The sequence below is a fragment of the Flavobacterium ginsenosidimutans genome (assembly GCF_037478105.1).
Lineage (GTDB): Bacteria > Bacteroidota > Bacteroidia > Flavobacteriales > Flavobacteriaceae > Flavobacterium > Flavobacterium ginsenosidimutans.
The window spans coordinates 1171414-1192060 of record NZ_CP147988.1 but is presented as its reverse complement, the minus strand read 5'-3'; the positions used below and the strand labels follow the sequence as shown (position 1 = coordinate 1192060).

19 protein-coding genes, 1 tRNA gene and 1 CRISPR repeat array are annotated in these 20647 nt (G+C 34.7%); of the genes, 14 read left to right on the top strand and 6 right to left on the bottom strand.

What is annotated here, in order from left to right; genetic code table 11:
- From V6624_RS05350 to cas9, 8 genes are all read left to right on the top strand, one after another.
- Entirely contained in the window at positions 1–858 is an 858-nt protein-coding gene (locus V6624_RS05350) for a hypothetical protein (RefSeq protein ID WP_338841167.1), read from the top strand.
- A gap of 15 nt (positions 859–873) precedes the next feature.
- Positions 874–1221: a hypothetical protein gene (locus V6624_RS05345; RefSeq protein ID WP_338841166.1), complete on the top strand. Its 348-nt coding sequence runs from the start codon at positions 874–876 to the stop codon at positions 1219–1221.
- Positions 1222–1240: 19 nt separating this feature from the next.
- Positions 1241–1558, top strand: coding sequence for a hypothetical protein (locus V6624_RS05340; protein ID WP_338841165.1), 318 nt, complete (start codon positions 1241–1243; stop codon positions 1556–1558).
- A 381-nt stretch (positions 1559–1939) separates the two neighbouring features.
- Positions 1940–2503: a hypothetical protein gene (locus V6624_RS05335; protein ID WP_338841163.1), complete on the top strand. Its 564-nt coding sequence runs from the start codon at positions 1940–1942 to the stop codon at positions 2501–2503.
- A gap of 4 nt (positions 2504–2507) precedes the next feature.
- Positions 2508–4178: a hypothetical protein gene (locus V6624_RS05330; protein WP_338841162.1), complete on the top strand. Its 1671-nt coding sequence runs from the start codon at positions 2508–2510 to the stop codon at positions 4176–4178.
- Between the two features lie 187 nt (positions 4179–4365).
- Entirely contained in the window at positions 4366–5283 is a 918-nt protein-coding gene (locus V6624_RS05325; protein WP_338841160.1) for a tyrosine-type recombinase/integrase, read from the top strand.
- A 10-nt stretch (positions 5284–5293) separates the two neighbouring features.
- Positions 5294–6169, top strand: coding sequence for a site-specific integrase (locus V6624_RS05320; protein ID WP_338841158.1), 876 nt, complete (start codon positions 5294–5296; stop codon positions 6167–6169).
- 243 nt (positions 6170–6412) lie between these two features.
- On the top strand, positions 6413–10777 hold the full coding sequence (gene cas9 / locus V6624_RS05315) for a type II CRISPR RNA-guided endonuclease Cas9 (protein ID WP_338841157.1): 4365 nt from the start codon (positions 6413–6415) through the stop codon (positions 10775–10777).
- A gap of 85 nt (positions 10778–10862) precedes the next feature.
- Positions 10863–11817: a CRISPR direct-repeat array (repeat unit 36 nt; unit sequence GTTGTGGTTTGATTAAAGATTAGAAAACACGATATT).
- 134 nt (positions 11818–11951) lie between these two features.
- Here cas9 and cas2 read toward each other — a convergent pair.
- Together cas2 and cas1 are read right to left on the bottom strand one after the other, a co-directional pair.
- On the bottom strand, positions 11952–12281 hold the full coding sequence (gene cas2, locus V6624_RS05310) for a CRISPR-associated endonuclease Cas2 (RefSeq protein ID WP_260672768.1): 330 nt from the start codon (positions 12279–12281) through the stop codon (positions 11952–11954).
- Entirely contained in the window at positions 12257–13171 is a 915-nt protein-coding gene (cas1, locus tag V6624_RS05305; RefSeq protein WP_338841155.1) for a type II CRISPR-associated endonuclease Cas1, read from the bottom strand. Before cas1 ends, cas2 begins: the two co-directional genes overlap by 25 nt.
- Positions 13172–13383: 212 nt before the next feature.
- On the opposite strand from cas1, the gene V6624_RS05300 reads away from it, so the two are divergent.
- From V6624_RS05300 to V6624_RS05285, 4 genes are all read left to right on the top strand, one after another.
- A complete protein-coding gene (locus V6624_RS05300) occupies positions 13384–14004 on the top strand; it encodes a zeta toxin family protein (RefSeq protein WP_338841154.1) in 621 nt (206 codons plus the stop codon).
- Entirely contained in the window at positions 13956–14117 is a 162-nt protein-coding gene (locus V6624_RS05295; RefSeq protein WP_260672770.1) for a hypothetical protein, read from the top strand. Before V6624_RS05300 ends, V6624_RS05295 begins: the two co-directional genes overlap by 49 nt.
- A gap of 231 nt (positions 14118–14348) precedes the next feature.
- Positions 14349–15128: an RHS repeat-associated core domain-containing protein gene (locus V6624_RS05290; RefSeq protein ID WP_338841906.1), complete on the top strand. Its 780-nt coding sequence runs from the start codon at positions 14349–14351 to the stop codon at positions 15126–15128.
- A gap of 204 nt (positions 15129–15332) precedes the next feature.
- Complete coding sequence (locus V6624_RS05285) at positions 15333–16043, top strand: hypothetical protein (RefSeq protein ID WP_338841153.1); 711 nt, start codon at positions 15333–15335, stop codon at positions 16041–16043.
- A gap of 57 nt (positions 16044–16100) precedes the next feature.
- Here the strand turns inward: V6624_RS05285 and V6624_RS05280 are convergent, their stop codons facing one another.
- Complete coding sequence (locus V6624_RS05280) at positions 16101–16295, bottom strand: hypothetical protein (RefSeq protein ID WP_338841152.1); 195 nt, start codon at positions 16293–16295, stop codon at positions 16101–16103.
- A gap of 68 nt (positions 16296–16363) precedes the next feature.
- Between V6624_RS05280 and V6624_RS05275 the strand changes: the two genes are divergently transcribed.
- On the top strand, positions 16364–16666 hold the full coding sequence (locus V6624_RS05275; RefSeq protein ID WP_338841151.1) for a hypothetical protein: 303 nt from the start codon (positions 16364–16366) through the stop codon (positions 16664–16666).
- A gap of 3 nt (positions 16667–16669) precedes the next feature.
- Complete coding sequence (locus V6624_RS23710) at positions 16670–18319, top strand: recombinase family protein (RefSeq protein WP_422389344.1); 1650 nt, start codon at positions 16670–16672, stop codon at positions 18317–18319.
- Here the strand turns inward: V6624_RS23710 and V6624_RS05270 are convergent.
- The 3 genes from V6624_RS05270 to V6624_RS05260 all read right to left on the bottom strand — a co-directional run bounded on the left by V6624_RS05270 (position 18279) and on the right by V6624_RS05260 (position 20492).
- A tRNA-Met gene (locus V6624_RS05270) sits at positions 18279–18351 on the bottom strand. The two genes, V6624_RS23710 and V6624_RS05270, sit on opposite strands and share 41 nt — an antisense overlap.
- Before the next feature lie 91 nt (positions 18352–18442).
- On the bottom strand, positions 18443–18967 hold the full coding sequence (locus V6624_RS05265) for a DUF4269 domain-containing protein (RefSeq protein ID WP_338841150.1): 525 nt from the start codon (positions 18965–18967) through the stop codon (positions 18443–18445).
- A complete protein-coding gene (locus tag V6624_RS05260) occupies positions 18960–20492 on the bottom strand; it encodes a glycosyltransferase family 39 protein (protein WP_338841149.1) in 1533 nt (510 codons plus the stop codon). The genes V6624_RS05265 and V6624_RS05260 overlap by 8 nt, the downstream gene beginning before the upstream one ends.
- Positions 20493–20647: the final 155 nt, after the last annotated feature.

Here is a 20647-nt window from a genome sequence, read left to right as displayed (position 1 = left end):
ATGAAAGCAATTCAAAACACCGCATCCGACTTGATTTATCGAGTTATTTCACAGAGCATCGATCCGATAGGCATTTACTGTTTTGCAGAGAAGAAAAGCAGCTATACTTTTAATGAGCCTTTTCAGAAGCCCGTCCAAAAAGAAAAGCATGTCCATCTTTATCTGCTGGTCATAGCGGAAGAGTTTGAGGATAATATCGGCAATGACCTCACCGATAAAATAAAGAGCAGATCAAGAGGACAGATCACGGTAACCATTCTCATGCACAGCCTGAGAAACATCGTCAAATTATATGGAGACCAGCAGTATTTCTTCTGGAATATTTTTAAGAATGCGCAGAGGATTTATATAGATGCATACAGATCGCCTATAATCTGGGCTAATAATCCAGAAAAGAGATATGTGAAAAGCACTTCAGCATACGCAGGAGACAGAAGAAATGTTAGTGAATCGATCTGGGATCTTATCTATAATAACGACCAGTATTTTTCATATGAGGTAAGAATGTGTTCACTTCACCAGATAGTGGAACAGACCTGCCTTTCCCTTATAAGGGTATTTCTGGGATATACCCCGAATCACTTCTCACTGGGCTACTTATTTGAGCTGTGCGAATATTTCACGAGCTTGACTTCTGAATACTTTCCCCGAAACAGCAGGGATGAAAAAAACATGTTCAAGATTTTGAAAAAGAATCCAAACACGCTTCGTTTCAGCAGAAGCAATAGTTATGGTTACGATTACTATGGAATAATGGAAGGCAGATGCCGTGATTTTATGAAAGAAGCGGAAGCCATGATCCAGAAGGAACTTGAGAGGCTTGAGGGAATCCATCAGCAGAAAGTTTTATCTGCATAAAAAAAAAATGAAGTTATGGAAACCGATAAAATCAAAAAACTGGAAGACATCAGGGCGTTAAGCGGAAAACTGCTTAATGCCCTGAAAAAAGCAGAGGATAAAAGAGGGATGTATAAGGCAGAAATCAGGTTTTATGGCTATTGCGAACTTGGTTCTGTTGTCAGAAACCTTATGAAGCTGTGCATTATCGCTTTAGATCAGGACAGCGCAGAAGTTCCGCCTACAATTCAAAACCAATACATTGATGTTGGGCTTATACTGGGAATTGCTTTGCAGTTATTTCCAGTTGACGAACTTGAATTTTTAAATGAGATTACGGATCTGTTTTCAGAAAATAAAGAAGAAACAGAATGTCAAGATTAAGATTTAATATTTGAAAATTATGGAGACTGATAAAATAAAAACACTGGAAGAATTTAAAGATTTTGCATCCTATCATTTTAGGCTTCTGAAACCTGCCAAGGACAAAGACGGGGAATCAGTACGCGAGATAAAATTTTATGGATATTCGGATATGACATGTCTGGCAGTGAATCTCATCCGTATGTGCCTGAATGTGGTTTATTCGGATGAACTGGATAACAGGGAGATTTATATAGGCTCTGTTTTGGAACTTGCACTTCAATTAATTCCAAGCGCAGAAATAGAAGTTCTGGATGAAATCTACAGAATGCTTGATAAGAGGAATGAAGATAAATGAACACTGGCAATCACAATAATTCCAGAACCGCTTTCACGGACATATTATGTCCATGACATTGATGGAAATACATGGTATCTTTACCGAATAAAAAATTACGTTCTACGGCTTTCACAGGTATATTTTACCCTTGACAAAGAAAACAATACCAATTATCTTTACATGATCCTGCCCAAATTTTGGGCAGGATGCGCATTGAATTCTGGTTTATCTTTGCAGTAGAAATCCAGTTATAGATTTCTATTCTCATAAACGGCCGTCCCTGTCACAGACGGCCTTCAAAATTAACGCCCATACCGCACTTCCGCCTGAAAAATGATTTCAGGCTGGGCATCGCTGTGCTTATAACAGCGCAGAAACCAATTAAAAAAATTAAAGCACATGGAAAGTTTAGAATCACTGTTCCGTTCATTTGAGACTGGCATCAGAAGCGCAAAGGCCGTAAAGCCTAAAGCGTACCTGAAAAGCATCGGACTGGAATATTCAGACCTGAGAATAGGCTTTAATTCGGGACAGTTCCACCACCGCAAGACCCTTAAATCCAAAGAAAGGTTTGAGGAGCTTGGAGTAATAACCAAGAGTGATGCAGGAGTGCGGGATGATTCGCTGACTGCCTATACCGTCTTCGGGCGCTACGGGCTTATATTTCCCCTGCTGGACAGAGAGAATGCGATCGTAAACTATTTTGCGCTCCGTTTTGATCTGGACAGCCCTAAGGAGGAATATCTAAACCAGAAAGGAATCTATCCTGCATATCCTCATCCGCTTACCAGAAAGCTCTATCTGGCGCCGACTGTCATTGACTGCGCCAGCCTGATGCAGAGCAGAATACTGGATCAGAGGGAAGCGGTCATTGCACTTCATGACGGTGAACTGCTCGATGAGCATATTGAAATTATCAAATCATTGAATGGACTGGAATCAATAGTAATCTTTAAGCGGTGAGAAAATGGAGAAGATCAGATTACAAATGCAGGAGGCAAGACCAGATGTTCCGCTTTCAATAGCGGAGCTTCCCGAGGGGCACAGTCTGAATGACATGTGGGTCAATTATGGAGCGGAAGGGATATCGAATCTTTTAAAAAGCGCAAAAACGGAAAAAGCAGGCGAAGGACTGCAGATTGTAAACGGCTACAAAATCAGCTACAAAGGCCTCTCGGGGACTTTCTTTGTTCTGGGAAACCTGCCGATGGATTTGGGAAATCTGAGGATTTCGCTTCAGATTGTGGAATACGATACAAACAGAAAGCACAGGCTTAAAATCGACCTGTTCGATTTTGCAGGAGTTCAGAGCCAGTGCACTGACTTATCTGAAAAGCAGGGATTTGATTATGACAGCCTTGAAAAGGATCTGGTAACGCTTACCGATCTTCTGGAACAGCATAGAGAATCTCTTTTTGAAGCTGAAATTAACCCGATGGCGGAACGTTTTGCCGAAAAAGAGCTTACGCCTCAGGCTCATGAAAATGCGGTCGCATTTCTCGCAAAATCCAAACTTCTGGAAAATATAGACAGGCTTCTGGAGCAAAACGGCATTGTGGGGGAAGAAGAAAACAGGATTGTGCTTTTCATTCTGGCATCGAGCTACAAAATGCCCTATCTGATGCACGGGCTTGTTCAGGGATCAAGCGGTGAGGGAAAAAGCCATCTGATAAACGGCATTGCAGGGTGCATGCCTCAGGAGGATGTGATGAACATGACACGCATTACAAGCAAATCGCTGTACCACTACAGGGATAAGGAGCTGATCAACAAGCTGATTATCATTCAGGATTTTGACGGGCTTGATGAAGAGGCGCAGTATGCCTTCAGGGAAATGCAGTCTGCCAAGTTCCTAACCAGCTCCACTGTGGTTAAAGACATATTCGGCAATAACAGAGGAAGAATCAAACAGGTTCAGGCGCATTTTGCCAGCCTTACCACAACCACAAAAGCGGAGGTGTACTATGACAATATGAGCCGTTCGGTGATTTTGGGAGTGGATGAAAGCCAGGAGCAGACATTAAGAATTATCAAGAAACAGAACCTCAAAACAGCAGGACAGGCAGACAGCGAGAAAGAAGAACAGGCAAAACAGCTTCTAAGAAACGTGATGCGCGTGCTCAAATCCTATGAGGTCGTAAATCCCTTTGCCGATAAGCTCAGCCTTCCGCTGGAAGCCAGAATGCTCAGAAGATTAAACGCGCAGTTCCAAAACTTTGTCTGCCAGATTACGATTCTTCATCAGTACCAGAGAAAAACCGACAGCAAGGGCAGGCTTATAACTGACAAAGCTGATATTAAATCAGCCGTAGATGTTTTCTTCAGTTCGATTATCATCAAAGTGGACGAGCTTGATAAGAGCACCCGACAGTTTTTTGAGAACCTGAAAGACTTTATAAAAAAGCAGAAAGAAGGAACATCAAAAAAGTTCACGGCAAGAGAGATAAGACAGGGTCTGAACATCAGCAAAACATCCGCTTTCAGATACATGAACCTTCTTCAGGAACTTGAATATATCCAGCCCGTGGAAGGTTCGTTCAACAGAGGCTTTAAATTCATGATCTCCTACTGGGATGATATGGAAAAACTCAAAAGCAGGATTAGAAAGGAACTGCACAAACAGCTTGAAGAGTTCTAAAAAAAAAACAAAAAATCAGAAGAAAACTAGAAAAATGGAACACTACGGAACGCCAGCGGAACACTGGAAGCCTTGAAAACACTGGCAATACGATACTGGTGTTCCGCGTTCCGCGGAGTGTGCAAGCGGACACTTTTTTAACCAGAAGATAAACGGCAAAATCAACATTAAAAAAATATAAGATCAAATGAGAAAAGCGATACAGAGCAGGGAATTTCTAAGGCTCGCAGTGGCATTCGGAGAATTTGTAAAAGTCAGGAACTACAAGCAGGGAAGATCAAATCTTTATAAAAACATCATAACGGAATTTCTGATCTGGCTGGAACAGGCAGGAATCAGCAGAATCCAAAATGTGACTTCTAAAGAATCGGTGAAGTATCTGGATTATCTTTATTCAAGACCAAAGAAAAGAGGAAACGGCATTCTGGCTGAAAAAACAATAAAACTACATCTTTTTGTGCAGGGGCTTTTTCAGGTTTATCTGCTGGAAAACAAAGAAATCCAAAATACCTACTATATCCCTTCCATCACAGGCGGAACGCAGAAACCGAGAAACATTCTTACGATTGAAGAAATAAAACTGGTGTATCATCATGCCGAGAATGAAATGGAAAAAGCCCTGCTTTCCATTGCCTACGGATGCGGACTTAGAAGATCGGAGATTGCCAGCCTTGATCTAAAAGATGTAAATCTTATCAAAGGAATGCTGGTTGTAAGACAGGGAAAAGGAAACAAGAGACGTGAAGTTCCAATGAGCGATACTGTTCTGCAATATGTGGCAAAATATGTAAGGGATGAAAGGCCTGAAAGGCTGACAGGGAGAAACCAGAATGAGGAAGCATTTTTCATCAACAGCAGAGGCAGAAGATCAACTGGGGAAAACCTCAATGAGATTTTAAACAAGATGATCGAGCAGACAGGAAAATTTGAGCTTGTCCAGAAAGAGATCACGCTTCACTGCCTTCGCCACAGCATTGCCTATCATCTGGCAGAGAATAACGCGGGAATTGACTTTATACGCAGTTTTCTGGGGCATACGCAGATCAATACAACCTACATCTATGCGTTGCAGAACAAAAAACGCAAACCAGTTGTGAACTTTTAAAAACTATGCTATGGAAAACAAGAAACCCGATCTGGAAAATTATCTTAGAGGAATTGTAGCAGAGAAAACAGCGCAAAGCTATTTGTATACTATCAATCATTTTTTAAAGACCAATCCAAAGGCTAAGAGATACCAGTACAAAGATATAGTCAGACACATGGATAAAGTCAGCCATAAGCACTCCAACGTGCAGTACAGAATCAGAATACTCTCAGCCATTAAAAAATATTACGATTATCTGGTAATGTACGGCTATAGAAATGACCATCCCTGCAGAAAGCTTAATATCAAGATTAAAGGCAACCAGACTATTCAGGTGCAGGATCTGTTCAACAGTATGGAACTGCAGCTTTTAATGGAACGGGAGAACCGCTACAAACATCTTGACATGAGAAACAGTGTTTTGATTTCCCTTTTAATCTATCAGGGGCTGGCAAGCGATGAAATAGCAAGGCTGGCTCTAAAAGATGTTGATCTGGATAACGGCACAGTCTACATTAAAAGCTCTGCGAATCTCAATAAAAGAACGCTGGAGCTTGTTCCCAAGCAGATGATACTGTTTCACAATTACATAAATGAAACACGGCCTGCCTTACTGCGCGGGTATAGTGACAAATTCATATTGACAAAGCTTGGACAGCCTATTGTTGTGAACAGCATACATGCCATGATTGAGCCGTTAAGAGCATTATTCCCTGACAGGAAACTAAACCCGCAGACTATCAGGATGAGCGTAATCTGTAACTGGCTGAATGAAAAAAATATCCCTTTGGAAAGAGTTCAGGAACTGGCAGGGCATAAATGGCCGGGAACAACTGAGAAGTATATTAAAGTAAACAGTACACAGCAACGGGAAATGATTAATCGATATTTTCCTAATATTTAAAGCTCCTATTATAGGAGCTTTTTTTATTTTTAATTATGTAAGTAAAAATAAAAAAAGTCCCACCGAAGCAGGACTAAAGATTTTCATCTACGGCATATAGCCTTATTGTGATAAGATTAAAGATTAGAATTTTTAATCAGTTACAAATATATAGAAAAAGAAATTATATAGAAAAAGGAAAACCGTAAAGCGGTAAATTGTTTTTTATTTATCTTTCGAAGTTGTTTAAAAAACGATTTTATCATGGCAAAAATATTAGGTTTAGATTTAGGAACAAATAGTATTGGATGGGCAATTGTGGACAAAGATGGAGATGATTTTTCTCTAGTTGATAAAGGAGTCAGAATTTTTTCTGAAGGGGTAAAATCTGAAAAAGGAATTGAAAGTTCACGTGCCAGTGAGCGTACCAGCTATAGAAGCGCTAGGAAAATAAAATACCGAAGAAAACTACGAAAGTATCAAACATTAAAAGTTCTTTCAATAAATGGAATGTGTCCGTTATCTATTGATGAAGTGGAAGAATGGAAAAAATCAGGATTTAAAAAATATCCGCTTAACCCTGAATTCTTAAAATGGCTTCGAACAGATGAAGATAAAAATATCAATCCTTATGCTTTAAGAGATAAAGCCAGCAGAGGAAAGGTTACTGCCTTCGAATTTGGAAGAGCATTATATCATATTGCGCAGAGACGTGGATTCCTCAGCAATAGACTAGATCAATCAGCTGAGGGAATATTAGAAGAACATTGTCCAATTATTCAAACAATAATTGAAGATTTAGGTTCTACGGATGAAGTAATTATTGAATTAAAAGACTATTTTTTTAATACCGGAATTATTGATGAAAATATCAAAGGCGGATTTAAAAAAGATCTAGACGATGGAGAGTCTAAACTCAAAACATTGTATAACGCGCTGAAAGCTATTGCTATAAAAAATGGGAATGATATTGTTAAAGCAAAAGAAGAGATAATTGCCAGATTAAACAGAAAAGAAGATTTAGGAGCGGTAAAAAGGGAAATTGGAGAAATTTCCCAGGCAATTAAAGATGGTAATTTTTCAACATTAGGACAATATTTATTTAGTTTATATAATAGAGATAAAATAAGAAATAAATATACTGCAAGAGAAGAACATTATTTAAAAGAGTTTGAAATAGTTTGTAAGATTCAAGGAATTCAAGGTGTCAATGAAAATGAGGCGTTGCCAGAAAAAAGATATTTTGCATTGGCTAAAGATTTATACAAAGCTATTTTCTTTCAGCGTCCTTTAAAATCACAAAAGGGATTGATCGGAAAATGTTCTTTTGAAAAAAGCAAATCTCGTTGTTCTATTTCTCATCCCGATTTTGAACAGTACAGAATGTGGACTTATTTGAATACAATTAAATTTGGAACTCAATCAGAAAAGACGCTAAGATTTCTATCTCAAGATGAAAAGTTAAGTCTGATACCTAAATTTTTAAGAAAGAAAGATAATTTCAATTTTGAAGATTTAGCAAAAGAGTTGATTCCCAAAGGAGCTACTTTTGGATTTTATAAATCATCTAGAAAGGATGAATTTCATTACTGGTTTAATTATAAATCAACAGATACAGTTACAGGCTGTCCCCTTTCTGCATCTTTAAAAAACACAATTGGAGAAGATTGGGAAACAAAAACATTTACTTATAAAACATTAAATTCAAAGCAAAAAGAAGTTTCTAGAACTGTTGATTATAAAGATTTATGGCACCTACTATCAGTATCAACTTCAGATGTTTATTTATATGGATATGCAAAGAATAAACTTGGTTTAAGTGATAAAAATGCAAAGGCTTTTAGCAGAATTCGTCTGAAAAAAGACTATGCAAGTTTGAGTTTAAATGCCATTAATAAGATTCTGCCATATGTCAAAGAAGGTCTGTTATATTCCCATGCAGTATTTATGGCAAATGTTGAAAATATTATTGATGAGGAAATTTGGAGTGATGAAATACAAAGAAAATATATTCAAGATAAGATAGCCTTAATTATACAAAATCATACGTATGAAAATAGTCTATTAGAAGTAGTGAACTCTTTGATAAAAGACTGCAAAACGGATAATTGCTATTATTCGAAGGAAGCAGAAGATACTTATAAAAATGATTTGAATAAAAAACTACTCCCATTTTTCAATTATAATTTCGTTGAAGATAAACAAGCTGTGTTGGATAAATTATTTCCAATATTTATTGAGCAGCTAAAAACCCATGAATTTGTAAAAATTAAACGCTTGGACGAAAAGGTTTTAGAATTCTTAAATGGTGAAAATGAAGATGGGCAAGTATTGTGCAGTAATGAAAGGCGTTTGAAAAAACTTTATCATCCATCAGATATTGAGATTTTCAAAAAGAAAATCATCAAAGATGAATTTGGAAATGAAAAATTAGTGCTAGGCAGTCCTTTGACTGCTTCTATAAAAAATCCGATGGCGATGCGAGCCTTACATCAATTACGAAAAGTGTTGAATACTTTAATTTTTGAAGGGGATATTGATGAAAAAACAAAAATTCATATAGAAATGGCTCGTGAACTCAACGATGCTAATAAAAGAAAAGGTATTCAGGACTATCAAAATGAATTAGAGAAGAACCGAAAAGAAGCAGCTTCAGAAATAAGGAAGCTTTATTTAGAAGAATGCGGAAAAGAGATTGAGCCGACCGAAGATGATTTACTGCGTTATCAGCTGTGGCTTGAGCAAAATAGAGCGGAAATATATGAACAGGGTAAAAATATAAGTATTTGTGATATAATCGGAAGCAATCCAAAGTATGATATCGAACATACTATTCCAAGAAGTATTTCTCAAGATAATTCTCAAATGAACAAAACACTTTGCAGTCAAAGATTCAACAGAGATATTAAAGGAAATAAAATGCCTATTGAATTAAATAACCATCTTGAAATCATTCCGAGGATAGCTCATTGGAGAGAAGAAGCCGACAATTTAAGCAGAGAGATTGAAATAATTTCACGCTCTATAAAAGCTGCAGCAACAAAGGAAGTAAAGGATAGAAAAATAAGACGAAGACACTATTTAACACTAAAGAGAGATTATATAAAGGGAAAATATGAGCGATTTATTTGGGAAGAACCTAAAGTAGGCTTTAAGAACAGTCAGATTCCTGACACAGGAATTATAACTAAATACGCTCAAGCTTATCTAAAATCGTATTTTAATAGAGTGGAAAGTGTAAAAGGCGGAATGGTTGCGGAATTCAGAAAAATTTGGGGTATCCAAGAAAGCTATCAAGAAAATGATAAAAAATACTTTTTTGAAAAAGACAGAAGTAAACATACCCATCATGCAATTGATGCTATTACAATTGCCTGTATGACCAAAGAGAAGTATGATGTATTAGCTAAAGCTTGGGTTTTGGAAGATAAAGAGCAAGTTAACGCCGCACGAAAGTTATTAGCTGATTCTAAGCCTTGGAAAACTTTTAAGGAAGATTTAAAGAAAATAGAAGAAGAGATTTTGGTTTCACATTATATGCCAGATAATATAAAAAAACAGTCAAAAAAGATTGTCAGAATTAGAGGTAAAAAACAATATGTTGCAGAAACGGAAACAGACACTAATGGTAAAACTATTTTAAAAAAAGATGCAAATCAAAAGATAATTTACAAGATAGATAAAGACGGAAAGAAAATTCCAAGGTTGCAGCAAGGTGATACTATTCGGGGGTCTTTACATCAAGACAGTATCTATGGGGCAATTAAAAATCCTTTGAATAATGAAGAAATCCGTTACGTCATTCGAAAAGATCTAGAAAGTATCAAAGCTTCTGATGTGGAAAATATTGTTGATGAGGTTGTAAAAGAAAAGGTAAAAGAAGCCATTGAAAATAAGGTTTTGGTGATTTCGTCCAATCCACAGCAAAAAAATAAATTAGCTGAAGGTAAAAAAGTTTGGATGAATGAAGAAAAGCAGATTGCAATTAATAAGGTGAGATTGTATGCTAATTCAGTTAAAAAACCGTTGGAGATCAAGGAACATAATCAATTATCCAAATCACGTCACGAACATAAACAAAAAGTGTATGGGCAAAATGACGAGAATTATGCAATGGCAATTTATGACCTAGATGGTAAAAGAGAATTTGAGTTAATTAATAATTTTAACTTGGCAAAACTAATAAAACAAGGGCAAGGTTATTATCCTCTGTTTAAAGAGAAAGATGCTAAAGGGAAGAAAATACAGATTCCAATTGCAAAAAGTAATAGTAGGGATGTAGTTTTAAGAAGAGGACAGCAGGTTGTTTTCTATGACAAGGAAAATGAAAAGCCGAAAGATATAACAGAAATAATTGATTTTGCAGGGAGGAAATATATTATTGAAGGATTGACCATTCAAAGAATTAAATCAGGGAATAATGAGTTTGAATACGGTGTACTAACTTTTCGCTTTTTTAATGAGGCTAGAAAATCTGATGAAATTAAAAAAGATAATTTTAAGCCAGACGGAGTTTTTAAGTTAGGTGAAAATAAGCCGACAAGAAAGATGAATCATAGCCAGTTTTCTGCATTTATTGAAGGAATTGATTTTAAAGTTTTGCCATCAGGCAAATTGGAAAAAATCTAACTTGTTTAATTGCATTCATATATTTAATCTTAAACATCCAAACCACAACGGAAATCGACTTTCGATTTTTGTTTCAACGATTTCCGTTGTGGTTTGATTAAAGATTAGAAAACACGATATTTTGAAGAATAAAAACAAAGACTAATAACTAGTTGTGGTTTGATTAAAGATTAGAAAACACGATATTATAAACAAATGGACAAACCTGAGCAACTAGTTGTGGTTTGATTAAAGATTAGAAAACACGATATTTTTGTGATCCCGTATTCCGCATTCATACAGGTTGTGGTTTGATTAAAGATTAGAAAACACGATATTTATTTATCTATTGCTAAAATGTCTCTTAAGTTGTGGTTTGATTAAAGATTAGAAAACACGATATTTCATCAACAACAAACAACATCACCAATACTGTTGTGGTTTGATTAAAGATTAGAAAACACGATATTAACATTGATTTGTCTAATTATAAAGGCGAAGTTGTGGTTTGATTAAAGATTAGAAAACACGATATTGTTCCTGTTTCTACTGGAGATAACGCAGGAGTTGTGGTTTGATTAAAGATTAGAAAACACGATATTTGCTCAATTGCTTGTGGTTGGAGCTGATGAGTTGTGGTTTGATTAAAGATTAGAAAACACGATATTTAGAAAAGGATAGACAAAAAGCGTTAAATGTTGTGGTTTGATTAAAGATTAGAAAACACGATATTTGATGAAATTGAAGTGCCTTGGATTCCTGTGTTGTGGTTTGATTAAAGATTAGAAAACACGATATTGCTGAACAAAAAGCAAACATAGACAATAAGTTGTGGTTTGATTAAAGATTAGAAAACACGATATTATAATCCAATAATTGACAATTCTGAATTAGTTGTGGTTTGATTAAAGATTAGAAAACACGATATTCAGCACGATTGGCCGTCTTTAGAGCTTGAAGTTGTGGTTTGATTAAAGATTAGAAAACACGATATTTATAAATTTATGATTAATTTCCTCTTACAGGTTGTGGTTTGATTAAAGATTAGAAAACACGATATTAGTTGATGCCTTTTCTGTTGATATATAGGTTTTTAAGCTGAAATATCGTTTGAAAAAATGCTTCTTTTATGGATTGATACCCCATGATTGAGGCATTTTTTTATTTCTATGTTTAGTTTTTGGACTAATACGCTTTAAAATAATTCTAATTGGGTGGGCTGCGGTGCTGAGGGCAAAGTTTCTTTTCCCCAGAAGTTTAAAATATTTCCGAACTGTTTGTCGGTTATTCGCAATATGCTCACCTTTCCTGAAGGAGGAAGAAGTTTATGGATTCTTTTTTCATGAACGTCTGCACTCTCACCGCTTGCGCAATGTCTTACATATACAGAATATTGCATCATCGAAAAGCCATCTTTTAATAGATTGTTTCTAAATCCAGATGCATTTCGTCTATCTTTTTTTGTTTCCGTGGGCAGATCAAAAAAAACAAAAAGCCACATTATTCTATATCCGTTAAGCTCCATAAGGCTGGATATTTAATTTTTTTTCGATTTCCTGTGAAGCATTGTTGGAGTGAACTTGCAGTTTTTTGCAAACCTATCATTAAAGGGCTTTTCTCATCTTTAAAATAAACTGTCCTAGTTAGTATTTGTAATAATTCCGCCTTAATAGCAGTGTTTAGTTCTTGCTCTTTAAAATTTTGCATAATTTCAAAGACTTTTTCATCCACAATGGGACGATATGGTTCCATAATGTCATCAGCAAGTGCAAAAGCATTGTATTTACTTTTATGATGAATTCCCAATGTATTAAGTAAGCCACTTCCGGAAAGAGCTCTTGCAGTTGCAGCTCTTAAAATTGCATATCCATAATTCAGGAAATTATTAGGATAGTTTCCATAACGTTCTCTTTTAATTCCATTAAATTCTAAATTAGGTTGTGGAAAATATTTCCAATATTGCTGTGCAGCTACTCCTTCCATATTAGATGAATCTCCGCTTAACACTTTGCTGGCTAGAAATGTAAAACTATTTTTAGAGTCTGTTATTTTTTCAAGCAATTGCCCTTGGTTTTTAATTTTTTCAATTATTGTTTGTTGCCATAGTTGTTTTTTTAATGGTATAGAGGCTTCGATTTGATTTTTGAATATTTCCTGCTGGATATGATGACTATTAAGGTTTAACAGCATTCCGTTGGGTAGATGATTCTTTCCACAGATAATAATTGAGATGTTGTTTTCAACGAGTAAATTCATAGCAGGGATGCTTAGGTAGATTTCATTATGATCGAGAACAAGAAAACCGATATCTTCAATTGGGACACTACTATCTTTCATTTCTGATTTTAGTACTAGCTGATTATTTTTTGTCGTTATTGAAATTTTGTTTTCAATTAAAATAGTTCGTTTTAGCATAAGATTAATTTAAAATTACTAATAGCTGTAGACTGCACATAAGGATGGTAAATTTCGGCTTTAAAGTAATGTTGCTTTTACGGTTTTCCATAATTTAGGAATAAAGCAAGATGAAAGTTTATTAATATTATACCTTACTTGTTTGCCAACATTTAATAAACTAAAAGTGTAAATAATGTACACTAAAACTGTAATTTATTATCTTTGTAGTGATGAATAAAAATCTTTACATAATTGCAGGCTGTAATGGTGCTGGCAAGACTACAGCCTCATTTACAATACTTCCCGAAATACTAAACTGTAAGGAGTTTGTAAATGCGGACGAAATTGCCAAAGGACTTTCTCCTTTCCAGCCTGAAAAAGCTGCCTTTGAATCGGGAAGGATAATGCTTCACCGAATCAATGAATTATTAGCCAACAATGAAGTCTTTGCTTTCGAAACGACTTTGGCCACAAAAAGCTATAAGCAGAAAGTGATTTCGGCTCAGGAAAAAGGCTATAAAGTGGTTCTTTTATTTTTTTGGCTCGACAGTGTTGATCTGGCAATCGAGAGGGTCAAGACGAGGGTTCAGGAAGGTGGACATAATATTGAAACCGATGTTATTAAACGCAGATATAAAAACGGAATAGCCAATTTATTTGATATATATTTGCCTATAGTTAATGAGGCATTGATTTTTGACAATACAGCTGTAAAAGCTGAATTATTAGCTCAAAAAACTTTAGGCAATGACATTGAAATTATAAACGAAATCAAGTTCGATAAACTCAAAAATGACCAATCATGGGAGAACATAAAACAACAACGACACCGACTCAGAAGAAGATTATAGAGGCAATGGATAAAGTTTCTGAAAAATTAATTGAGTTTAAAAAGAAAAATAACAGCGATCTCGTTGTTATGCAGGACGGTAAAATCGTAAGAATTAAAGCCAGCTCTTTGTAAAATATTATTTCAATAACAGCGCAAAGCTCTCAGAAATGAGAGCTTTTTTTATTTGCAGACTAAAAAATTATTAGGAAAATAATTAAACTAAATCTACTTTCGCATAAGCTGGGAAATGTTTGAAGGACTTTCTTTTATATAGAGATTTTTTGCAAGGGATCATTCATTGTATAGAAAAATTTTACAGACCCTTATAAGTATAAGTACAATGGCAAAGAGCTTCAAGACGAGCTGGGGCTTAACTTCTACGATTATGGAGCAAGAAATTATGACCCTGCTTTAGGGCGCTGGATGAATATTGATCCATTGGCTGAAAAAATGAGAAGACATAGTCCGTATAATTATGCATTTGATAATCCCATACGATTTATTGATCCTGATGGTATGGCTCCTAGTGATTGGATAAATTGGATTGGAACAAATGGCCAGCAACATATAACTTATGATAAAGATGTAAAAACTGTAGAGCAAGCTGAAGCTAAAGGTTACGGAAATGTAAAACAAGTTTTTGAATCTGGCACTGCTCATACAGCAGATTACAGTACAATGGTTTCGTTTGCAGCTGATGGAAATATCGTCATAAATAATGGTGAAAAAACTGATATTGATGATGGAGGTGTTACAACTGAAAATGGTACTTATATTTCTAAAAATAAAGGTTTAGTAGATGCATTAGGAGATGAAGTGCCAGGCGCATTACAGAATCTTGGAGATGGTTTAACATTAGCGGCAGTTCCTGTAGGTGCTACAGGAGTTGGACTTCCTTTAGCAACTGAAATGGCTTATGTTGGAGGGAAAATTTCTACATTAGGAACAGGTTTAGAACTAGTAAATGATGCATTTGAAGGTAACTTTAGTTGGAAAAAATTCTTCACAAAAGCAGTAATTGAGGGAGTTTCAGGTGGCCTAGGCGGGAATAGTGTATTTGGTCCAATGGAGCAAATAATTAATGACAACCTTTTTAATGGAGTGGATAAACTTGGAGATTCAATTTTAGATGAGAAAAAATAAATATTCAAAATTATGATTTATATATATTATATTATAGGTACTATATTTATAATTTATACTTTAATAAATTTTAAAAAAAAACCTAATGATACAATTTTTAACAGATACTATAATTCAAAATATGATAGAATAATTATCATTATAGTATTTGGAATTATTGCATTTATTATATCTTTATTTGTAAAAAAAAATTGAAAAGACTATATGAGACTGAATTATATTTTACTATTCTTAATAGTATTTTTTCCAAAGAGCTTATATTCGCAAAGAATTGATTTTAAAGATGAAAACTTAAAGAAAGCATTGTTAGAATTAGGTTATGATGTGAATAAGGATAATGAAATTCAAATTTCTGAAATAGATACTATAAGCAAGCTTAAGATTTCAAATAGAAATATAAAAAGCTTAAATGATTTAGTGCATTTCAAAAAACTAAAGACCGTGAATGCAATGAAAAATCAACTTGCAAACTTAGATGTATTTTTCAACAATTCAACGATTGAAGAAATTTACGTAGGAGAAAATATGTTCGGAAAGAAATTGGTAATAAAAAATATGCCAAAATTAAAAGGACTTTATGCTTTTAGAAATGGATTAGATGAACTGGTTTTGATTAACACTCCTAATATAGAGTCGTTGTATCTGCAAGGAAATATGTTCGAAAAGATTATTTTGGATAAACTTACTAAACTAAAAACCTTACAATTGTCCGAAAATGGTAATTTACAGTTGATAGATATCAATAAGAATATTGAGCTAGTTCAGCTTTACCTTAATTCTACTAAAATTGTAAAGTTAGATATTTCTAATAATCTTCTATTGAAAACACTTTATGTTGATAATGGAGTTAATTTATTAAAATCAGAAAAACAGAGCGACTTTAAACCTATGCAGAGTATAAAAGTATCTAATTAGAGGATTGCTGGCAAAAAAACAAACAAATTTAAGGGTGCATTATTGCACCCTTATTTATTAAATTCCTTTTCTCAATTTTCTTTTTTTCTTTTTATTAAACTCTTTTGAAACAAAGTCATTTACTTTTTCACCACGAAGCAGAATATCTGCAAGATTTTCTTTTACATAATTTTTTAATTCAAGATCTTGAAAGTTTTCCGAAGCGGTTGAATTGGACTTTTGGTATTTTCTTTCAAGTTCAAGAATGTTCATTGCACAGCTTTCCTGAATCCCTTTTGCACTGAATTCTTTTCCCAGACTGCTTCCGTTGAAAACGGATCTTGTATTATGATCAACGTAAGTTACTCCGTAAAGCTGTCCTTCTCCGCTTGGATGAGAGAAGAAGAATCACCCGAGGGAAAACTTTTGTAAATTTACAAATTGAGAAACAGGGAGTTAGATTCTGTGAAGGAGAAAGTGGTATTTGTGATGCAGAAGAAAAAACTAAAACAAATGAAGGAAAATTAACAGTTGAAGAATTAAGAAGATGCAGAGGTTTTGAAGAAATTTCAGAATCGGAGGGGAATGAGATAATCGAAAGCCTATTTCAATTAGCAGTGATTGTATATAATTTTAAAAATTAGATTATGGGGATTGAAAGTTTTAAGAAATTTCAGAAAGAAAAATTAGCCCAAAAGGCTGAGGTAAAAGAAATCTGGGGATACACAAGGGTAAGCTCTAAACTACAGTTAGTAAACAATAGTCTTGAAGAACAGCGCATAGAAATAATACAGTTTGCTTCTAAGAAGGGCTATACGCTAAAAAATATGCTTGGAGGGACTTATGAAAGCGCTTCGGGAGATTTTACCAGAAAAGAGTTTACAAGATTATTGGAAGAGGTTAAAAGCGCAAAACAGAAACCTTTTGCAATCGCCATAAAATTTATAAGCAGGTTTTCCAGAACAGGAGGAAATGCCATAAGCATTGTTCATGAACTTGTGGACAAGCTAGGAGTGCATTTGATTGAAACTTCTTCTGGTCTGTGCACAAATGACGAGTACAGCAAACTTGATATATACAGCAAGCTTTTAGATGCCAGAAGGGAAAACATGGACAGGCTTGAAAAAACAATTCCTGGAATGAAAGCACTTCTGAGAGCGGGAAACTGGCTGGGCAAAGCTCCCAGAGGCTACACAATGAGAGGAAAGAAGGTCGGTGATTATGCTCTATTGCAGGAAAAGCAGTCTATCACAATTAATTTAGAGGGAGAGATTTTAAAGAAAGCTTGGAAATGGAAGCTTGCGGGTGAGAGGGATTTTGTAATCAGGGAGAAACTTGCAAAGCTGAATTTGAATATTACAAAACAGTCGCTAGGCTCTATGTGGCGTAATCCTTTTTACTGCGGAATATCGGTAAATGCACTTCTTGAAGAGCCAGTGAAGGGAAACTGGACAGGTTTAGTGAGTGAAGAAGACTTTCTGAAAATTGATAAAATGCTTTCTGAAAGCAGAGTGCCAGTTAAAGAATATTCTAAAAGCAAGATCAATGAGTTCAGACCATTGACAGGTTTTTTAAGATGCGAATGCGGAAGCCTTCTGACAAGCTATGTGGTGAGAAAAAAGAATAAGCATTACTATAAATGCCAGAAATGCAGAAATGCCAGTTTCAACGCATTGACCACACCATATTCAAAGACGGAAGGATTGAATGATTCTTTTGAAAAGCTATTATCAAGATATACGTTAAGTTCCCAATTTGTAGAGCCTTTCAAACTTCAGCTTAATAAACTTTTTGATATTATAGAAAATGAAGGCAGAGAGGAAATGAAAGGCCTGCTTTTGAAGAAAAAAGATTTGGAAACCAAAATTGAAAATCTGGATAAACGCTATTTTGACAATCCGAATTTCGGAGATGAAAAGTACAATAGATACTCACTTCAGTTTGATATGGAATTAAAAGAAGTTGAGCTTCAGATTACGGCAAACGGCAAAAAAATATCTAACCACGGCAGACATATCGATAAAGTAATAGATAAAGTTGCAAACATAAATAAATACTGGAAAGAAGGTGATATTGACAGCAAGATAAGAATCCAGAATTTGGTATTTCCAGAAGGATTGTCAATTAGGGCTGAAAACAGGGAATATCTAACTGGAAGAGTGAACTCGATTTTTGGGTTAGTCCAAACGTTTACAAGCATTGACAGAGGCATTAAAAAACAAAAGACCCACCAAAAATTTGATGGGTCATTCTCTGTAGCGGGAACAGGACTCGAACCTGTGACCTTCGGGTTATGAGCCCGACGAGCTGCCTACTGCTCTATCCCGCGATGTTTCGGGTGCAAAGATACATACTAAATACGGTTATGCAAATAATTTTAGTACTTTATTTTTTATAATTTAAAAAAACGATCCCTTTTTTCAGATTTTGTAAGCTAGTAATTCTTCGTAAACATTTCCTTTTAAGCCTAATAGCAAGCCAAATGCCGGTTCGGTTTTTATGCCGCTTTTTTTCAATTTAATGACCTCTAATCTGAAGTTTTCATCTCGAGAATGAAGAATTTTATCTTCAATAATCATGTGTTTGTAACCATTTTGAAGTTCCGTTGGTATATTTTGTCCAAAGATTTCTACTTCAAAACCCTCAATAATGAAGTTTGCCACAACTGATTCTTCATTATTAATTACGATTTCTCGAATAGCAAAATGACTTTCTTTTTCGAACAATTCTTTAATTCTTTCAGTAAAATCAAGTTTGTTTTCAAAACAACAGATAATATCTAAATCGCTGTTTTCAATATCAATATTTATCGGAATCGTGCCAACTAAAATTGGATCAAAATTAGTGAGATTTTCTAAAATTTTATTTTTCGTTAAAAGCTCAAATGCAGATTTTTGTTTTTGATTTCCTGTTTTTAAGTAAGATATGTTTTTGAAATCAGTCATTTATGATGTAGTTTTTTTCTTCGTTGATTTCCTGCTCTAATCGCTTGTTGATATTGATTTTGGCATTTGTAAAAACAAAAATTGTAGTTCCGTATTCTCTCGCAAATTGATTATCAATTCGAACGCCAATAGCCGCTGATTCAAAATACGGACTAGTTTCTTTAAGCTCTTCGTTGTTTTCGTCAAATTCTTTTACGCGAATTAGGTTTTTATATTGAATATTCAAATCAAACCAATTCACATAATCGGCGTTGAAAGAAACCGCTTTTATTCCTTTTTTAGAATAATAATTAATTGCTCCAGCTTGTCCATAATTATCACAAAGGACAATAGTTTCTTTTTGATTTGGAAGTAAAGTATAAAGCGAATCAGTTTTGCTAGCCAATTCTTTCCAACCTAACATATCGGCAAAATCTTGAGGCAGATGGTGGTCTTTTCCATCTTCCCAACGCAGCATTCCTAGTTTTTTGTATTTCTCAGGATGTGCAACCATATATTCTGGGCTTTTGTTTGGAAAAGCAATATTGTAAATTGGAATGAAAAGCAGCAATGGAATTAAAATAAAAACGGGTTTTAGAAAACGTTTCCATCCTTCATTTAAAATTTCTGAAATAAAAACCGCTCCAAAAGCAATGTAAATTGGATACAAACCAATTGCATAATAAGCTTTTGCTTTGAAATAAATAAAAATTAAAAGTGTAAAAAAGAAAGAAGCAAAAAAGAGCTGGTAGTTTTTGAAAGGTTTATAAAATAAAACAGCATAAAGTCCGGCGAAAATCACTAATAATCCGCCGATGAAAAAGAGAATCTGTTCTTTCAAAAATCCAATTCTATCTACATTAACCAATTGTGTTTCTGCCAATTCTTTCATGTGATGCACAATTGGAAAATGGTTTTGATATTGCCAGAAAAGATTCGGAAAAATTAAAATTAAACCTAGAATTAAAGCAAAATAAAACTGTTTCTGCGCGAACATTTTTCTTTGTTTAGAAAGCAAAATAGCAGGAACTAATCCGAGTAATAAAAACAAAATATTGTATTTGTTCAAGAAACCATAAGCGAAGATAACGGCTCCAAAATAAAGCCATTTTGTGTCTTCAGATTTCAGATATTGTATTAAAAGGTAATAAAGAATAGTCCAGCATAAAACGTCAAAGGAGTTAGGCTGATAAAGCATATTAATGCGTAATAAACACGAAAATAAAACGCATAACGCACCAAGAATTAAAGCGTAAAGATTTCCTTTTAAAAGTTCGATTGTTTTCCAGACAAACAAAAGTGTCAAAGCACCAAATAGAGCAGGGAAGAATTTAACCCAAAACACCGAATTTCCGAGAAAGAGAATTAAATGTGAGAACCAAGAAGTAACGGGCGGAACCGATAAATATCCCCAAGCCAAATGTTTCCCTTGATCCAGATGCAGATATTCGTCTCGCTGTAAATCGTATTCTGGGCTAATTAAAACATATTGCAGAATGAATTTTAGAATTATAAATCCGAATAAAATCAGGTTCTTTTTGTTCATTGGGTTTTGCTTTTGGGTTAAGGTTGTAATCTATAGCTAATATATTATTTATTTTGGATTAAAGTTAAACAGATGAATTTTAGGAAAGTAAAAGGAGTTTCATTGCCACGAAAATGTTTATAGAAATCAATTCGTAAATTTTTAGTCCATAAAAA